The 13,442-nt window shown below is 68.4% G+C and carries 16 protein-coding genes; 4 read left to right on the top strand and 12 right to left on the bottom strand.

The genetic code is table 11. The features are described 5' to 3' along the window. Position 1: 1 nt before the first annotated feature. Positions 2-757, top strand: a complete 756-nt coding sequence (locus B3E91_RS05615; RefSeq protein ID WP_282343889.1) for a 3-oxoacyl-ACP reductase family protein — start codon at positions 2-4, stop codon at positions 755-757. 1 nt (position 758) lies between these two features. Here B3E91_RS05615 and B3E91_RS05610 read toward each other — a convergent pair whose 3' ends face one another. The 4 genes from B3E91_RS05610 to B3E91_RS05595 all read right to left on the bottom strand — a co-directional run bounded on the left by B3E91_RS05610 (position 759) and on the right by B3E91_RS05595 (position 3,363). Further along, entirely contained in the window at positions 759-887 is a 129-nt protein-coding gene (locus B3E91_RS05610; RefSeq protein ID WP_287028657.1) for a hypothetical protein, read from the bottom strand. Between the two features lie 105 nt (positions 888-992). After that, the gene (locus B3E91_RS05605) at positions 993-1,484 is read right to left on the bottom strand and encodes an LEA type 2 family protein (RefSeq protein ID WP_287028656.1); all 492 of its coding nucleotides are present in this window, start codon (positions 1,482-1,484) and stop codon (positions 993-995) included. Positions 1,485-1,588: 104 nt separating this feature from the next. Next, entirely contained in the window at positions 1,589-2,344 is a 756-nt protein-coding gene (locus B3E91_RS05600) for a hypothetical protein (RefSeq protein WP_287028655.1), read from the bottom strand. A gap of 332 nt (positions 2,345-2,676) precedes the next feature. After that, positions 2,677-3,363, bottom strand: a complete 687-nt coding sequence (locus tag B3E91_RS05595) for a hypothetical protein (protein WP_287028654.1) — start codon at positions 3,361-3,363, stop codon at positions 2,677-2,679. 208 nt (positions 3,364-3,571) lie between these two features. On the opposite strand from B3E91_RS05595, the gene B3E91_RS05590 reads away from it, so the two are divergent. Next, positions 3,572-4,630: a YeiH family protein gene (locus B3E91_RS05590; RefSeq protein WP_273230458.1), complete on the top strand. Its 1,059-nt coding sequence runs from the start codon at positions 3,572-3,574 to the stop codon at positions 4,628-4,630. A gap of 34 nt (positions 4,631-4,664) precedes the next feature. On the opposite strand, the gene B3E91_RS05585 is transcribed toward B3E91_RS05590, so the two are convergent. Together B3E91_RS05585 and B3E91_RS05580 are read right to left on the bottom strand one after the other, a co-directional pair. Further along, positions 4,665-6,392: a cobaltochelatase CobT-related protein gene (locus tag B3E91_RS05585; RefSeq protein WP_287028653.1), complete on the bottom strand. Its 1,728-nt coding sequence runs from the start codon at positions 6,390-6,392 to the stop codon at positions 4,665-4,667. Further along, positions 6,389-7,354 (bottom strand): AAA family ATPase, encoded by a 966-nt coding sequence (locus tag B3E91_RS05580; RefSeq protein ID WP_287028652.1) that lies wholly within the window; start codon positions 7,352-7,354, stop codon positions 6,389-6,391. Before B3E91_RS05580 ends, B3E91_RS05585 begins: the two co-directional genes overlap by 4 nt. A 209-nt stretch (positions 7,355-7,563) precedes the next feature. Here B3E91_RS05580 and B3E91_RS05575 point away from each other — a divergent pair, with 209 nt between their 5' ends. Together B3E91_RS05575 and B3E91_RS05570 are read left to right on the top strand one after the other, a co-directional pair. Then, positions 7,564-7,806 carry a hypothetical protein gene (locus B3E91_RS05575; RefSeq protein ID WP_287028651.1) on the top strand — a complete coding sequence of 81 codons (243 nt, stop codon included), beginning with the start codon at positions 7,564-7,566 and terminating at the stop codon, positions 7,804-7,806. A 60-nt stretch (positions 7,807-7,866) separates the two neighbouring features. Beyond that, positions 7,867-8,631 (top strand): TSUP family transporter, encoded by a 765-nt coding sequence (locus B3E91_RS05570; protein WP_287028650.1) that lies wholly within the window; start codon positions 7,867-7,869, stop codon positions 8,629-8,631. Here the strand turns inward: B3E91_RS05570 and B3E91_RS05565 are convergent, their stop codons facing one another. The 6 genes from B3E91_RS05565 to B3E91_RS05540 all read right to left on the bottom strand — a co-directional run bounded on the left by B3E91_RS05565 (position 8,632) and on the right by B3E91_RS05540 (position 13,212). After that, a complete protein-coding gene (locus B3E91_RS05565) occupies positions 8,632-9,540 on the bottom strand; it encodes a glycerophosphodiester phosphodiesterase (RefSeq protein ID WP_287028649.1) in 909 nt (302 codons plus the stop codon). It abuts the gene before it with no gap. Positions 9,541-9,904: 364 nt separating this feature from the next. After that, positions 9,905-10,477: a HupE/UreJ family protein gene (locus tag B3E91_RS05560; RefSeq protein WP_287028648.1), complete on the bottom strand. Its 573-nt coding sequence runs from the start codon at positions 10,475-10,477 to the stop codon at positions 9,905-9,907. A 21-nt stretch (positions 10,478-10,498) separates the two neighbouring features. After that, entirely contained in the window at positions 10,499-11,113 is a 615-nt protein-coding gene (gene ureG, locus B3E91_RS05555; protein ID WP_090225466.1) for an urease accessory protein UreG, read from the bottom strand. A 70-nt stretch (positions 11,114-11,183) separates the two neighbouring features. Further along, complete coding sequence (locus tag B3E91_RS05550; RefSeq protein ID WP_286786238.1) at positions 11,184-11,858, bottom strand: urease accessory protein UreF; 675 nt, start codon at positions 11,856-11,858, stop codon at positions 11,184-11,186. Beyond that, on the bottom strand, positions 11,855-12,355 hold the full coding sequence (ureE, locus tag B3E91_RS05545; protein WP_273230472.1) for an urease accessory protein UreE: 501 nt from the start codon (positions 12,353-12,355) through the stop codon (positions 11,855-11,857). Before ureE ends, B3E91_RS05550 begins: the two co-directional genes overlap by 4 nt. Before the next feature lie 221 nt (positions 12,356-12,576). Further along, complete coding sequence (locus B3E91_RS05540) at positions 12,577-13,212, bottom strand: TetR family transcriptional regulator (protein ID WP_273230474.1); 636 nt, start codon at positions 13,210-13,212, stop codon at positions 12,577-12,579. Between the last annotated feature and the right edge of the window lie 230 nt (positions 13,213-13,442).

The raw sequence follows: 13,442 nt of genomic DNA, 5'->3' as shown, positions 1-13,442 counted from the left end.
CATGAGCACATCCGATAGCAACACCCTTGGCGGCAAGATTGCCCTGGTCCAGGGCGGTTCGCGCGGCATCGGCGCCGCCATCGTCGAGCGCCTGGCCGCGGAAGGCGCGGCAGTCGCCTTCACCTACGTCAGCTCGGCGCAGAAAGCCGAGGAACTGGCCGCGGCGATCCAGGCGAAAGGCGGCAAGGCCCTGGCGATTCGCGCCGACAGCGCCGACGAGCAGGCGGTGCGCGCGGCGGTTGCCGCCACCGTGAAGGCCTTTGGCGGACTCGACATCCTGGTCAACAACGCCGGCGTACTGGCGCTGGGACAACTGGACGAACTGAGCCTGGAGGACTTCGATCGCACCGTGGCGATCAACGTGCGCAGCGTCTTCGTCGCCACCCAGGAAGCCGCGCGGCACATGGGCGAGGGCGGCCGCATCATCAGCATCGGCAGCACCAACGCCGAGCGCATGCCGTTCACCGGCGGTGCCGTGTACGCCATGAGCAAGGCCGCGCTGGTCGGCCTGACCCGTGGCCTGGCGCGCGACCTCGGCCCGCGCGGAATCACCATCAACAACGTCCAGCCGGGCCCGGTGGACACCGACATGAACCCCGATGACGGTGACTTCGCGGACACCCTGAAAGGCCTGATGGCGCTGCCGCGCTATGGCCGCGCCGAGGAAATCGCCAGCTTCGTCGCCTACCTCGCGGGGCCCGAAGCCGGCTACATCACCGGTGCCAGCCTGACCATCGACGGCGGTTTCGCCGCCTGAGTCAGCCGCGCAACTGGCGCGCCACCGCGTCCGCCAACGTCAGCGTCGGCCGGCCGATCAGTCGGTCAAGCTGGCGGCCGTCGTCGAACAGCGCGCCGCGGCTGGCGCCGGCGTCGGAATCGGCGAGCATCGCGCTCAACCAGTCCGGCAGGGCGGTGCCTGGCAGGCCGTCTGCGGCAGGTCCTGGTAGGGAATCTTGCCCGCCTGGCGGGAGAGCGAACCGCGCTGATCGTCGTCAGGGCGAGGTCGGCGGCTCGGGCCAGGTGAGGGTGCCGCTGTCGCTGAAACGCTGGGTGCCGAACAGCCCGCTGGCGAACTTGCCCTTGAGCCGATAGGGCAGCCCCTGGCCGGGCTGGTAGAGGCCCAGGCCCCAGGTCTGGCGCATCACCGAGAACGCCGAGATCGTCACCGGCACGCTGACCAGCGCCTCGCCGAAACGCGGGATTTCGCCGCGCCGGTCGCTGACGCCGCTGGCCAGCGGCTGGCCGTTCACTTCCAGGTCCAGCGCCACGCCGTCGTAGTCGAGGGCGTCGTCGTTGGGGTTCTGCACGCGCAACTGCACGGCGAAGCGCATTTCCAGGCCCTGGCCGGGCAGCGGCTCGATCCCGGCGAGGTCGATGCGCAGCGGATCGCGCGGGGCCAGGCTGCTGCAGGCGGCGAGACTCGCCAACAGCAGCAGGAGGAGGGGCAGGCGAACGGGGGCGAGTGACGCGTGACGGTGGCGCATGCGGGCGGTCCGGTCCGGGGAACATGTTCAGCAGACCGGAACCGGGGCGGATTTGCTCATCCGGGCGGGCCCTGGCGGAGCGATTTTCCGCCAGGGCGCATCGGTCACAGCGCCGGTAGCGGCTCCGCGCGCAGGCGCTTGCGCTGCACCTGGGTGGCGACGATCACCAGGCCCACCAGTATCGCGCCGAGGAAGGCCGAGGCGCCGACGGTGCCGAAGTCCAGCCCGCCTTTTTCCAGCGGCTTGGTGAGGAAATCTCCCAGCGTGGCGCCGAACGGCCGGGTCAGCACGAAGGCCACCCAGAACAGCAGGACGGTGGAAATCCGCGTGCGGTAGTGCAGCACCGCGATGCCGGCGATCAGGCTGCCGATCAGCAGCGCGCCGCCGCCGAAGCCGAGGCCCGAGTCGTCCGCCAGGTAGTCGCCCAGCGCCGTGCCCAGGGTATTGGAGAAGAGGATCGCGACCCAGTAGAACATCTCGCCCTTGAAACCACGGATACGATCCACCGCCAGCGTGCTGCCGCTGAGTTTCCACACCGCGAAGATCACCGCGAGAATTCCGATCAGCAGCGCCGAGCCACTGGCATAGCCGAGCCCGAGGGTGCGGTCCATGAAGTCCGACATCGTCGTGCCGGCGGTGCTGGTGGAGAGAATCACCGCCCAGTACAGCGGCGGGTTGTAGCGTTTGGAGGCGAGCTGAGCCACCAGGGTGACGAGGAATGCGCTGAGCAGGATCAGCGAACTCATGGCATAGCCGACATCGAGGGTCATCGACAGCAGGTCGCCAGCGGTTTCACCGAGCGTGGTGGCGCAGATCTTCATGATCCAGAAGGCGAGCGTAATCTGCGGAAGTTTGTTCATGGGGCGAGTTCCGAAAGCGACAGGGGCGGCGGGGCCGGCGGTTGCGGCGGCCGCCATGCAGGCTTACGACGCGATCCCAGAATGCCGTTCGGAACATCAAGAATGGGTCAAAAAATCATCAATAGAATATCTGTTACAGGTTTTTTCTGCGGCACTGATAGCTAATTGAAAGGCTTCTGCGTTTACCATGCGCGCCCCGCATGGCTGCGCTGCAGTCGTGCCGGGCGACACGCCGTCACGAGCGTCGCGTTGTTCTCCCACTGACGTCATTTCCCTTGCGAAGCGACAGCGGTACCGCCACAAGCGGCACCGCGATTTCGCCTGTCCGCGAATCAGGCCGGCGCGCCGCCCAGTTGCTCGAGCCACTGCGCCAGCACGCGCCGCCGCCACCAGTCGCTGTTCTCGATCAGCTGGCGCACCCTTCGCTGTTCGTCGGGGCTGCCGGCGAACTGGCGCGGCGCCGGCAGCACCGGCATTTCCTTCAGCAACGCCGCGCAGGCGTGCTGGTAGTCGCTGGCGTCGAGGCCGAGCTGGCCGTCGGCGAGCAGTTCCAGGCCGCGCAGGCCGGCGTGGCTTTTGGGCAGCAGCGGCAGGCGGGGGCAGAGCCAGAAGAGGATCTGGCTACCGACCTCGCCGTTGCCTGGCTCACCGAACAGGCCGGCCTCCAGGGATTCGACCAGGCGCTCGGGCGGTTCCGCCTCGGCGTTCTCCGTCAGCGCCTCCCAGCGCGGTACCAATTGTTCGCGGATGAACGAGTCCAGGCGCGCGGCCAGCTCGTCGGCGCTCAGGCCCTGGTAGTCCAGTGCCGCGCCGCTGAACAGGATGCGCAGGTAGGTCTTGTCGACCAGCGTGCGGCCGGCGTTCTGCCAGGCGTAATCCGCTGCGTGCGCGAGGCTGCCGTGGAACAGCAGCAACAGCCCGTTATCGCTGCTGCGCGGGTCGTTGCCGGTGGCGCACTCCGGGTTTGGATTTCGCCATCGCTGCAGCGCGACGGCGGTGGCTTGGGCGAGTCGATGCACGGGAATTGCCACGCGGGTTCTCACGGGTTGTCGGTGGGGCAGCCTGGAGGCCTGGGTGGCCGTCGCGGTAGGTCCAGTTGCCAGGGCGCGCGGGTGCCATTCAAAACTGGCCCATCCTATGTGGTGATAGTGGTCCTAATGGTGCCAGTTTCGATTCTCTAGCATGCGCTTATGCATTTATGCCCAAGCAGTGCAAGGAATCGGAATAATGAGTTCCAAAAACAACAATAATTCAGTGGCTGCCCTTCCGCCTACCGACAGTTGGCTCAGCCGGCGCCGGGAGCGTTTCCTGGAGGTCTCGCCCGGCCTGCTGGTGGCCGTCGTCGTCGCTGCCGGCGCGACCTTTCTGTCCGAGCACTACGGCGCGCCGGTGATGCTGATGGCCCTGCTGCTGGGCATGGCGCTGGGCTTCCTGCACGAGGAAGGCCGCGCGGTGGCGGGCATCAAGTTCACCTCCAGCACCATCCTGCGCATCGGCGTCGCGCTGCTGGGCATGCGCATCACCGTGGAACAGATCTTCTCCCTGGGCGGCACCCTTATGATGGTGGTGATCGGCGCGGTGCTGCTGACCATCGCGGTCGGCGTGGGGCTGTCGAAGCTGCTCGGCCTGGGACGCGATTTCGGCGTGCTCAGCGGCGGCAGCGTCGGCATCTGCGGCGCCTCAGCGGCGTTGGCGATTTCGGCGGTACTGCCGCAGGACAAGGATGCCGAGCGCAACACCATCTTCACCGTGATCAGCGTGACCGCGCTGAGCACGCTGGCGATGATCGTCTACCCGATCCTGGCCAAGAGCCTCGGCCTGGACGACCAGCAGGCCGGGGTGTTCCTCGGCGCGACCATCCACGACGTGGCGCAGGTGGTCGGTGCCGGCTACAGCATGTCCAACGAGACCGGCGACACCGCCACGGTGATCAAGCTGCTGCGGGTGGCGATGCTGGTGCCCATCGTGTTCTCCCTCTCGCTGTTGCTGCGCCGCCGCGGCGGCGCGGACGCGGGCGGCTCGAAGACGGCATTGCCGCTGCCGCTGTTCATCATCTTCTTCGTGGTCTTCGTCGGCCTGAACAGCAGCGGCGTGATGCCGGAGTGGTCGCAGAAGATGGCCATCGGCGTATCGAGCTGGTGCCTGGTCACGGCGATCGCCGCGCTGGGCATGAAGACCTCGATCAAGGCGCTGCTGGCGGTGGGCTGGCGGCCGGCGACCTTGCTGGTGACGGAAACCCTGTTCCTCGCCGCGCTGATCCTGGTGATCCTCAAGTTCTTCGTCTGAACCGGCGCGGTCGTCCCGGGTGACGGCCGCGGCCTCAACGCCGCGCGCGACCCCGGCCGAGCAGCCCGAGCACCTCGCCGAACAGCGCATTCTCGACGCCCTGCTGCAGGTCCAGTTCCAGGCTGTGGCGGTAGTAGGTGCCCAGGTCGAGGCCGACGCCCAGCGCGTACAGCTCGATTTCCCCTTCGTCCTCGATCTGCCGCGCCACCTGGCGCAGGTGCAGGTCGAGGATGTCCTCGCGGTTGGTCTGGTGAGTGGCGCTGTCCATCGGGCAACCGTCGCTGATGACGATCAGCAGGCGCCGCGCTTCGTTGCGCTGGCGCAGCCGCTGGCGCGCCCAGAGCAGCGCCTCGCCGTCGACGCCCTCGCGGAACAGGTCGGACTTGAGCAGCCCGGCGATCGCCGGACGGGCGCGGCGCCAGGGCGTGTCGGCGTCCTTGTAGATCATGTGGCAGAGCTCGTTGAGACGCCCCGGATCGGCCGGTGAGCCCTGCCCGCGCCAGCGCTTGAACGGGCGGCCGCCGTTCCACTGGCCGGTGGTGAAACCGAGGATCTCGGTTTTCGCGCCGGCCAGTTCGAGCGCGCGGGACAGGCAGTCGACCAGCAGCGCCAGGCTTTCGATGTGCGTGCGCATCGAGCCCGAGTTGTCGATCAGGAAGGTCACCACGCACTCGCTGTGCGGACGCAGCGGTTCGCGGCGGAACAGGTCGCGCTGGTTCGGGTTGGTCACCAGGCGGCTCAGCCGACCGCCATCGAGGCGGCCTTCCTCCTGGGCGAATTCCCAGCCCTGCAGGCGTGGCGCGGCGAGCAGCGCGGACAACTGGCGCGCCAACCGTTGCAGGTTCAGGCCCTGGCGGAGGATGCGCTGGTCGAGGCGTTGGCGCAGCTCCAGCAGCAGTTCGGCGCGTACCCGTTTGCCGACGACCTGCTCGACATCGTGGTCGCGGCTGAACACCCGGTAGCGGAAACCGTCCTGGGCGCCTGCAAGGTCGCTGGCGCCCGCGATGCCGCCGCCGTCGCCGTCTTCGCCGCCGTCGTTTTCCAGCAGCAGGGCGAATGCCGCCAGGCTCTTCTCGCTGGCGGTATCGCGGCGCTCGTCGGCGCTGCCTAGTTGCTGTTCGAGTTGATCGATCAGCGCAGCGATGCAGAAGGCGATGTTCAGCGCGTGGGTGGCGAAGGCGGCCTGGTCGTGGCGGGTCTTGCGCAGCAGGCCGAACTCCGCGCCGAACTGGCCGAGCAGGCCCATGCGTGGTGCTTCCAGCAGGTCCTGAATGCGCTCCGGCGTGTGCCCGTTGCAGAGCAGCCGCCAGCTCATCAGGGCGAGGGTGAAGAGCATCAGACCGAGGTGGTTTTCCAGCTGACCGGAGTCGATGAACTGCTCCGCCCACTGGCTGAAGCGGTGCATCAGGTTGTGGCGCACGCCCGGTAGCTGCTCGCTCACCAGCGCTTCGCAGCGCAACTGTTCGAGCAGGTCGAAGACCAGCCGCTCGATCGGCGAGGCCGGCATCCGGCTGCGGTGCAGGGCCCGATCGCTGTGGCGCAGGCGCAGGGCGAGGCTGTCGGCGACGCCGCGAAAGGAGCGGAAATTGTCGCGGGCGAACTCCGGGTGCAGGTGTGGCGCACGGATCGGGAAGACCCGTCCGGCCAGTTCCAGGCGGTTGCCGCGATAGCGCAGGCGCGGGCTCGCGGCCAGTGCGCGGAGCACCGCGGCGCAGAGTTCCTCGACCTGTTGCTGGCGCTTCTCCAGGCGCTGCGCGGTCATGTGGATTGCTGCCGAGCGTGGGATTCGGCCAGTTCGACGTCGAAGCAGCGCTGGTAGTACTCCGCCACTAGCGCGCGCTCGCTGTCGTCGCACTTGTTGAGGAAGGTCAGGCGGAAGGCGCGCGCCGTGTCGCCGAAGATCTCGACATTCTCCGCCCAGGAGATCACCGCGCGCGGCGACATCAGCGTGGACAGGTCGCCGGCGGCGAAGCCCTGGCGGGTGAGGTTGGCCAGCGCCACCATGCGCCCGATCAGCGCCGGATCGGTGCCCGGCGCCTGCCCCGAGACGATCGCCACTTCCTGTTCGGCGGGCAGGTAGTCCAGACGGGCGACCACGTTCCAGCGGTCCAGCTGGGCCTGGTTGAGCACCTGGGCGCCGTGGTAGAGGCCGTTGAGGTTGCCCAGGCCGATGGTGTTGGCAGTGGCGAACAGGCGGAAGTACGGGTGCGGGGTGAGCACCTGGTTCTGATCCAGCAGGGTCAGCTTGCCGTCGCGTTCGAGCACGCGCTGGATGACGAACATCACGTCCGGGCGGCCGGCATCGTATTCATCGAAGATCAGCGCCATCGGCCGGCGCAGCGCCCAGGGCAGGATACCTTCCTGGAATTCGGTGACCTGCTGGCCGTCGCGCAGGACGATGCCGTCCTTGCCGATCAGGTCCAGGCGGCTGACGTGACCGTCGAGGTTGACGCGCATGCACGGCCAGTTGAGCCGCGCGGCGACCTGTTCGATGTGCGTCGACTTGCCTGTGCCGTGAAGGCCCTGCAGCAGCACCCGGCGGTTGCGCATGAAGCCGGCGAGGATCGCCAGGGTGGCGTCCTGATCGAAACGGTAGGCGGGGTCGATGTCCGGCACCTGCGCATCGCGCTCGAGGAACACCGGCACCTGCAGGTCGGCGTCGATGCCGAACAGGTCGCGACAGGAAACCAGGCGGCTGGCGTGTTCGAAGTGCAGGTCGGTCATCGGGCGGGTCCGGGTCGAGTGGGGATAGCCGATTCTAGGCAGCGGGCGGCGCCGGCTCTGGCACCAGATGCCGCGCAATCGTGCGTCCAGTGGCTGCAACTGGCCCCATTGCCGGGCCAGTTGTGGTTCTGGACCCAGCCCTGGCTCTTTCCCGACCATGCGAATCTGGAGACCCGAGCCGTATCGGCATCACCCACGGAGCGCATGCGATGAGCGAAACACTCGAATTGAACCTGTCCGATGACCAGCTGGAGCTGCTTCGGCGCTACCATGCGCACACCGGCGTCAGCGCGCAGGATTATGTGATCGCGTTGCTGACCCAGACCCGGCCGACGCTGGAGGCCGTGGTGGAAGCATTCGACGAGGCCGGCGGCGACAGCGAGGCCGTGGGCCGGCTGTTCGGCAGCAGGATGGCGGACGTGTTGCGCGAGCGTGAGGCGAACGCGCGCTGACGCCGGCGATACCCTGAAAACGCGGTGGCACCGCACGCCCCAAGGTCCTGAGTACAGGGTATGAGCATCTGGTTGCATCTGGCTTTTCTGATCTGCGTGGCGCTGGCCACCTTCGCCCAGAGCCTCACCGGTTTCGCCTTCGGGCTGATCCTGCTGGGCCTGGTCGCGATGCTGCACCTGGCGCCCCTGAACGAGGTGTCCATCGCGGTCAGCGTGCTGACGTTGTTCAACGCGGCGGTGACCCTGGCCGGCTCGAAGACACGCATGGACATGAGCGTGCTGCGTCCTCTGCTGGCCACCAGCCTGCCCGGCGTGGTGATCGGCATCCTGCTGCTTGGCTGGCTCAGCGGCAGCCAGGTGACGCTGCTGCGGGTGCTGCTGGGCGGGGTGATCCTGCTCTGCAGCCTGATGCTGGTGATGCAGACCCGGCCGCGCGCGCAGCGCTCCGGGCCGCTGTCGTTCCACGTCGCCGGCGCGCTCACCGGCCTGCTCGGCGGGCTCTTCGCCAGCGGCGGGCCGCCGGTGGTCTATCACCTGTACCGCCAGCCGCTGCCCTACGAAATCATCCGCAACACGCTGGTCGCGGTGTTCGCCGCCAATGCGCTGCTGCGCATCGCCCTGGTGCTGGTGCAGGGGCATTTCACCCTCAACGTGCTGCTGCTCAGCGCCGAGGCCTTGCCGCTGGTGCTGGTCCTCAGCTGGCTGGTCAAGCGCTATCCGCCGCCGCTGTCGCTGCGGGCGATTCGCTGGATCGTCTTCAGCCTGCTGGTGATCGCCGGCAGCAGCCTGATCGGCGAGGCACTGCCGGGCCTGCTGGGGCGCTGATCAGGGCCTGGGGGCGATGCGCGTCGGCCGGCCGAGCAGTTGCAGGGCGCGCTCGGGGTAGTCGGTGATCAGCCCGTCGGCGCCCATGTCCAGCAACTGACGCATTTCCGGCTGCTCGTTGATCGTCCACAACTGCACCGCCAGGCCGCGCGCCTTCGCGTTGGCGAACAGCCGCGCGGAGGCGAGCTGGGCGTCGCCGCTGCGCGGCGGAATCTGCAGCACCTGGTAGGACGGCGAGAGCACGCCGGCCAGGCCGACCCAGTTCAGCGCCGCCAGCAGACGCACCGAGGTCGGCCCGGCGGCGGTGGCGACGCCGGGGCAGAGCTCGCGGAACAGTTGCAGGCTGCGCTCGTGGAAACTGGCGACGATCACCTTCTCGCGCTGGCCGGCACTTTTCAGCAGCGCACACAGGCGCTCCTCCACGCCGGCGTCGGCGCTCTTGATCTCGATCGACTTGGGCCGCTCCGGCAGCCGCGCGAAGACTTCGGCCAGGCTCGGGATGCGGATGCCCTGGCCGCGGTACGGGTAGGTTTCGCCGCCGTCGGCGGTCCAGGTGTAGCCGGCATCGAGCGCCTGCAACTGCGCCAGGCTCAGCGCCGCCACCGGTCCGCGGCCGTTGCTGGTGCGCTCCAGCGACTCGTCGTGGACCACCACCAGCTCGCCGTCCCGGCTGGCGCGCACGTCCAGTTCCAGCATGTCCACGCCCAGCGCATCGGCGCGCTCGAAGGCGAACAGGGTGTTCTCCGGCCACAGGCCCATGCCGCCGCGGTGGGCGATCACCAGCGGCTGCTCGCCGAGTTCCACGAGCACCGGCGGGCGGCTGGCCGGATGGCTGGTCAGCAGCAGGCCAAGCAGCACGGCGGCGAGCAGCAGCAGGGGAATCAGCAGGAAGCGGGCGAAGCGCAGCATGGTCGGTCCATCGGGCGAGGCGGGAGTGGTCGACTATGCCAAAGCGGCCGGCGAAAGGGCAGGTGCGACGTTGCGTGGAGCGGGTGATTGGTGCGCGCGGCGCACCCTACGAGAGCGGCGTGCACCGTAGGGTGCGCCATGCGCACCGTTGCTCGGGCGGGCGGCGAAAGGTTGGGCGCGGAGCAGGTGGGATTGGTGCGCGCGGCACACCCTACGAGAGCGGTGCACACCGTAGGGTGCGCCATGCGCACCGTTGCTCGGGCGGGCGTGGAAAGGTCGGGCGCGGCGCGGGTGATAGGTGCGCGCGGCGCACCCTACGAGAGCGGTGCGCACGCCGTAGGGTGCGCCATCGGTGTTGCGGTTATCAGCCGGCCAGCATCCAGGCGCCGGTGACGGCCGAGGCGGCGCCGGCGAGGCGTACCAGCGGCGCGGCGGCTTGCGGCAGGATGCGCACCAGCGCATAGCCGATGGCATGCAGCGCGGCGGTGGCGGCGACGAAGCCGGCGGCATAGCTCCAGGGGCTGGCGATTTCCGGCAGCTCGAGGCCGTGAGCGACGCCGTGGGCGAGGGCGAACAGCGCGGTCAGGCCTACGGCCACGGCCATCGGCGGACGTACCGCGACGGCGACCAGCAGGCCGAGGGCGAGCACCGAGCTGGCGATGCCCTGTTCCATGAACGGCAATTCCATACCCTCGAAGCCGAACAGCCCGCCGATCAGCATGGTGCCGACGAAGGTCGCCGGCAGCGCCCAGCGCGCGGCGCCTTTCTGCTGCGCCGCCCAGAGGCCGACGGCGAGCATCGCCAGCAGGTGGTCCAGTCCGGTGATCGGGTGGGCGATGCCCGACATCAGTCCGGAAGCGTCATGGCCCGGATGGGCGAAGGCCAGCGCCGGGGTGAAGGCGAGGGCAAGGGCGTAAAGCGAGTGGCGAAGCTTCATGGAGGTCTCCTGGTGATGGGCTCAGGCGGCGCTGAGCATGCCGTGGCGTTCGATGAAGGCGATGATCTGGTCCAGACCCTGGCCGACTTTCTGGTTGCTGAAGACGAACGGCTTGTCGCCGCGCATCTTGCGGGTGTCGCTGTCCATCATCTCCAGCGAAGCGCCGACCAGCGGGGCGAGGTCGATCTTGTTGATTACCAGCAGGTCGGACTTGCAGATGCCCGGGCCGCCCTTGCGCGGCAGCTTGTCGCCGGCAGACACGTCGATCACGTAGATGGTCAGGTCGGACAGCTCTGGACTGAAGGTCGCCGAGAGGTTGTCGCCGCCGGACTCGACGATGATCAGGTCCAGGCCCGGGAAGCGCCGGTTGAGCTGGTCGACGGCTTCCAGGTTGATCGAGGCGTCCTCGCGGATCGCCGTGTGCGGGCAACCGCCGGTTTCCACGCCGATGATCCGCTCCGGCGCCAGGGCTTCGTTGCGCACCAGAAACTGCGCGTCCTCCTGGGTGTAGATGTCGTTGGTCACCACAGCGAGGTTGTAGCGTTCGCGCAGCGCCAGGCACAGCGCCAGGGTCAGTGCGGTCTTGCCGGAACCGACCGGACCGCCGATGCCGACACGCAAGGGTTGGCTGTTCATATCGTTGTTTCTCCCATGTCTATCTGTGTGCCGCGCACACCGGGCGCGCGGCGGCTGATTGGTTGCGCCTTCACGAGCGGAACAGGCGGCTGTACTGGCGTTCGTGGGCCATGCTGCTCAGGGCCAGGCCGAAGGCGGCACTGCCCCAGGTGTCCGCGCTCCGTTCGCTGGCCTCGCGCTGCGCCTGCTGCAAGCTGGGCAGCAGCTCGGAGGTCAGCCGCTGCGCGGCCTGCTGGCCGAGCGGCAGGGTCTTCATCAGTACCGCCAGCTGGTTTTCCAGCCAGCCCCAGAGCCATGCGGCGAGGGCGTCCTGCGCGTCGATCTTCCAGGAGCGGGCGGCCAGCGCCCAGGTCACCGCCAGGCCGGGTTCGTCGAGTTCGCCGAGCAGCGTGCGGGCCGCTTCATCCATCTCGGGCAGGCCTTCGAGCAACTGCTGCAGCGAGTAGCCCATCTGCCGGCTTTCCAGGCGCAGCTCGCGGGTTTCCCGGCTGGCGCGCTGCTCGCCGGCGAGGCGTTTGAGTTCGTCCCAGTCACCCTCGGCGGCGGCCACGCAGTGGGCCAGCAGCAGCGGCGCCTCGAAGCGCGCGAGGTTGAGCAGCAACTGGTCGGCGATCCAGCGCCGCGCGCTGGCGCTGTCCTTCACGCGCGCCTGCTCGACGGCCATTTCCAGGCCCTGGGAATAGCTGTAGCCGCCGATCGGCAACTGCGGGCTGGCCAGGCGCAACAGGGCCCAGGCGGGATTCACGCTTTGCTGCCGAACTGGTGCAGGCGCGGCGCGTAACTGAATTCGGCTTCGCCGGCGTGCGAGTGGTGATGGCCGCCGCCGTAGGCGCCGTGCTCCGGCTGGTACGGCGCCTCGATGGCTTCGACGTGGGCGCCGAGCTGTTCGAGCATGTCCCTGAGCACGTAGTCGTCGGGCAGACGCAGCCAGCCGTCGCCCAGTTGCAGGGCGACATGGCGGTTGCCCAGGTGGTAGGCGGCGCGGGTCAGTTCGAAGGCGTTGGCGCAGGTCACGTGCATCAGTGGCTCGGCGCGGGCGCGGACGCGGACGATGCGGCCGTCCTCGGCCTGCAGGCATTCGCCATCGGCGAGCGGTGGCTGGCCGCGTTCGAGGAACAGGCCGACGTCTTCGCCGGTGCTGCTGAAGCAGCGCAGGCGGCTCTTGCTGCGGGCCTCGAAGGTCATTTCCAGTTCGGCGTCCCATTCGGTGCGGGGTTCGATGCGGCGGTGAATCACGAGCATGGTGGCTTCCGGGGATTGGCGTGGCGGAGGTACGAGCAAGGGACTTGCCAAGTGCGTGCGGCCCCATGGATGGCGCGCTGCGGCGCGGGGTTGCCCGAATTTGAACCCTCGGTCAGGTTTGCTTTGGTGCCCAGGTGAAATTCGTGCGCGGTAATGGTGCATTCAGGCGCGCGGCGTCTGGCCAGTATGCCAAAGCGGGGCAGCGCCGGGGCGCCGGGCGATCAGGTCCGCGAGCCGTTCAGCCCGAGCCAGTGCTTGCCGCCGATGAAGATGAAGCGCAGCTGCTGGGTGATCTTGGCTTCGGCGCTCAGGTGCGCGGGCAGGGATTCGGAGGGCGGGTCGATGAGTTCGGGGAGGGTGGCGAACACCGCTTTCACCACCAGATCGGAGATCACGTCCAGCGCCGCGTCGTCGAGCTGCGGCATGCGGTTCATCAGCTTGAGGTCGGCCGCGAGGTCGTCGGTGATGCGCTGGCGCAGGCTGGAGATGGCCTGGCGCACCGGGCGCGAACCGCCGTATTGCTCGCGGGCGAGGAAGAGGAACTGCTCGCGGTTGGCGCTCACCGCGTCGAGGAAAATCCGCGTGCTGGCCTCGACCAGCCCGCCCAGCTCGAACTCGTTGCGGCGCACCACGCGCAAGGTTTCGCGAAAGGTCTCGCCGACTTCCTCGACCAGCGCCAGGCCAAGCTGATCCATGCCCTCGAAGTGGCGATAGAAGCCGGTGGGGACGATGCCGGCGCAGCGTGCGACTTCGCGCAGGCTCAGGCTGCCGAAGCCGCGCCCGCTGTCCATCAGGCTGCGCGCGGCGGCCAGCAAGGCGTGGCGGGTCTGCAGTTTTTGTTCGGCGCGTGGTGGCATGCGGGGGCGACGGCGAGCGGGGGAGGTGGCCGCACTCTAGCAAAAGGATTTTGCGCCCGTCGATGTCTGGTGATCAGTCGTGCACTGAGCGTGCGGGCGGGGTGTGGCGTGGGCATTCGCGGAAAAGCGCTGGCTGAAAATGAACAAAGCCCGGACGGGCCGGGCTTTTGTCATCTATCGAGGGCTTCAAGCGACTTTACCGCCGGTGCGTTCGAAACCGCTGTCGGCGA

The sequence above is a fragment of the Pseudomonas sp. UBA6310 genome (genome assembly GCF_002438225.1).
Classification (GTDB): domain Bacteria; phylum Pseudomonadota; class Gammaproteobacteria; order Pseudomonadales; family Pseudomonadaceae; genus Pseudomonas_O; species Pseudomonas_O kuykendallii.
Note: the sequence above shows the minus strand (reverse complement) of the source record. Positions and strands in the feature narration are given on the sequence as shown.

Bases quoted from the DNA above. Each gene is read 5' to 3' on its own strand.
- B3E91_RS05615 (WP_282343889.1), top strand. From the start codon at position 2: ATGAGCACATCCGATAGCAACACCCTTGGCGGCAAGATTGCCCTGGTC.
- B3E91_RS05610 (WP_287028657.1), bottom strand. From the start codon at position 887: ATGCTCGCCGATTCCGACGCCGGCGCCAGCCGCGGCGCGCTGTTCGAC.
- B3E91_RS05605 (WP_287028656.1), bottom strand. From the start codon at position 1,484: ATGCGCCACCGTCACGCGTCACTCGCCCCCGTTCGCCTGCCCCTCCTC.
- B3E91_RS05600 (WP_287028655.1), bottom strand. From the start codon at position 2,344: ATGAACAAACTTCCGCAGATTACGCTCGCCTTCTGGATCATGAAGATC.
- B3E91_RS05590 (WP_273230458.1), top strand. From the start codon at position 3,572: ATGAGTTCCAAAAACAACAATAATTCAGTGGCTGCCCTTCCGCCTACC.
- B3E91_RS05585 (WP_287028653.1), bottom strand. From the start codon at position 6,392: ATGACCGCGCAGCGCCTGGAGAAGCGCCAGCAACAGGTCGAGGAACTC.
- B3E91_RS05580 (WP_287028652.1), bottom strand. From the start codon at position 7,354: ATGACCGACCTGCACTTCGAACACGCCAGCCGCCTGGTTTCCTGTCGC.
- B3E91_RS05575 (WP_287028651.1), top strand. From the start codon at position 7,564: ATGAGCGAAACACTCGAATTGAACCTGTCCGATGACCAGCTGGAGCTG.
- B3E91_RS05570 (WP_287028650.1), top strand. From the start codon at position 7,867: ATGAGCATCTGGTTGCATCTGGCTTTTCTGATCTGCGTGGCGCTGGCC.
- B3E91_RS05565 (WP_287028649.1), bottom strand. From the start codon at position 9,540: ATGCTGCGCTTCGCCCGCTTCCTGCTGATTCCCCTGCTGCTGCTCGCC.
- B3E91_RS05560 (WP_287028648.1), bottom strand. From the start codon at position 10,477: ATGAAGCTTCGCCACTCGCTTTACGCCCTTGCCCTCGCCTTCACCCCG.
- ureG (WP_090225466.1), bottom strand. From the start codon at position 11,113: ATGAACAGCCAACCCTTGCGTGTCGGCATCGGCGGTCCGGTCGGTTCC.
- ureE (WP_273230472.1), bottom strand. From the start codon at position 12,355: ATGCTCGTGATTCACCGCCGCATCGAACCCCGCACCGAATGGGACGCC.
- B3E91_RS05540 (WP_273230474.1), bottom strand. From the start codon at position 13,212: ATGCCACCACGCGCCGAACAAAAACTGCAGACCCGCCACGCCTTGCTG.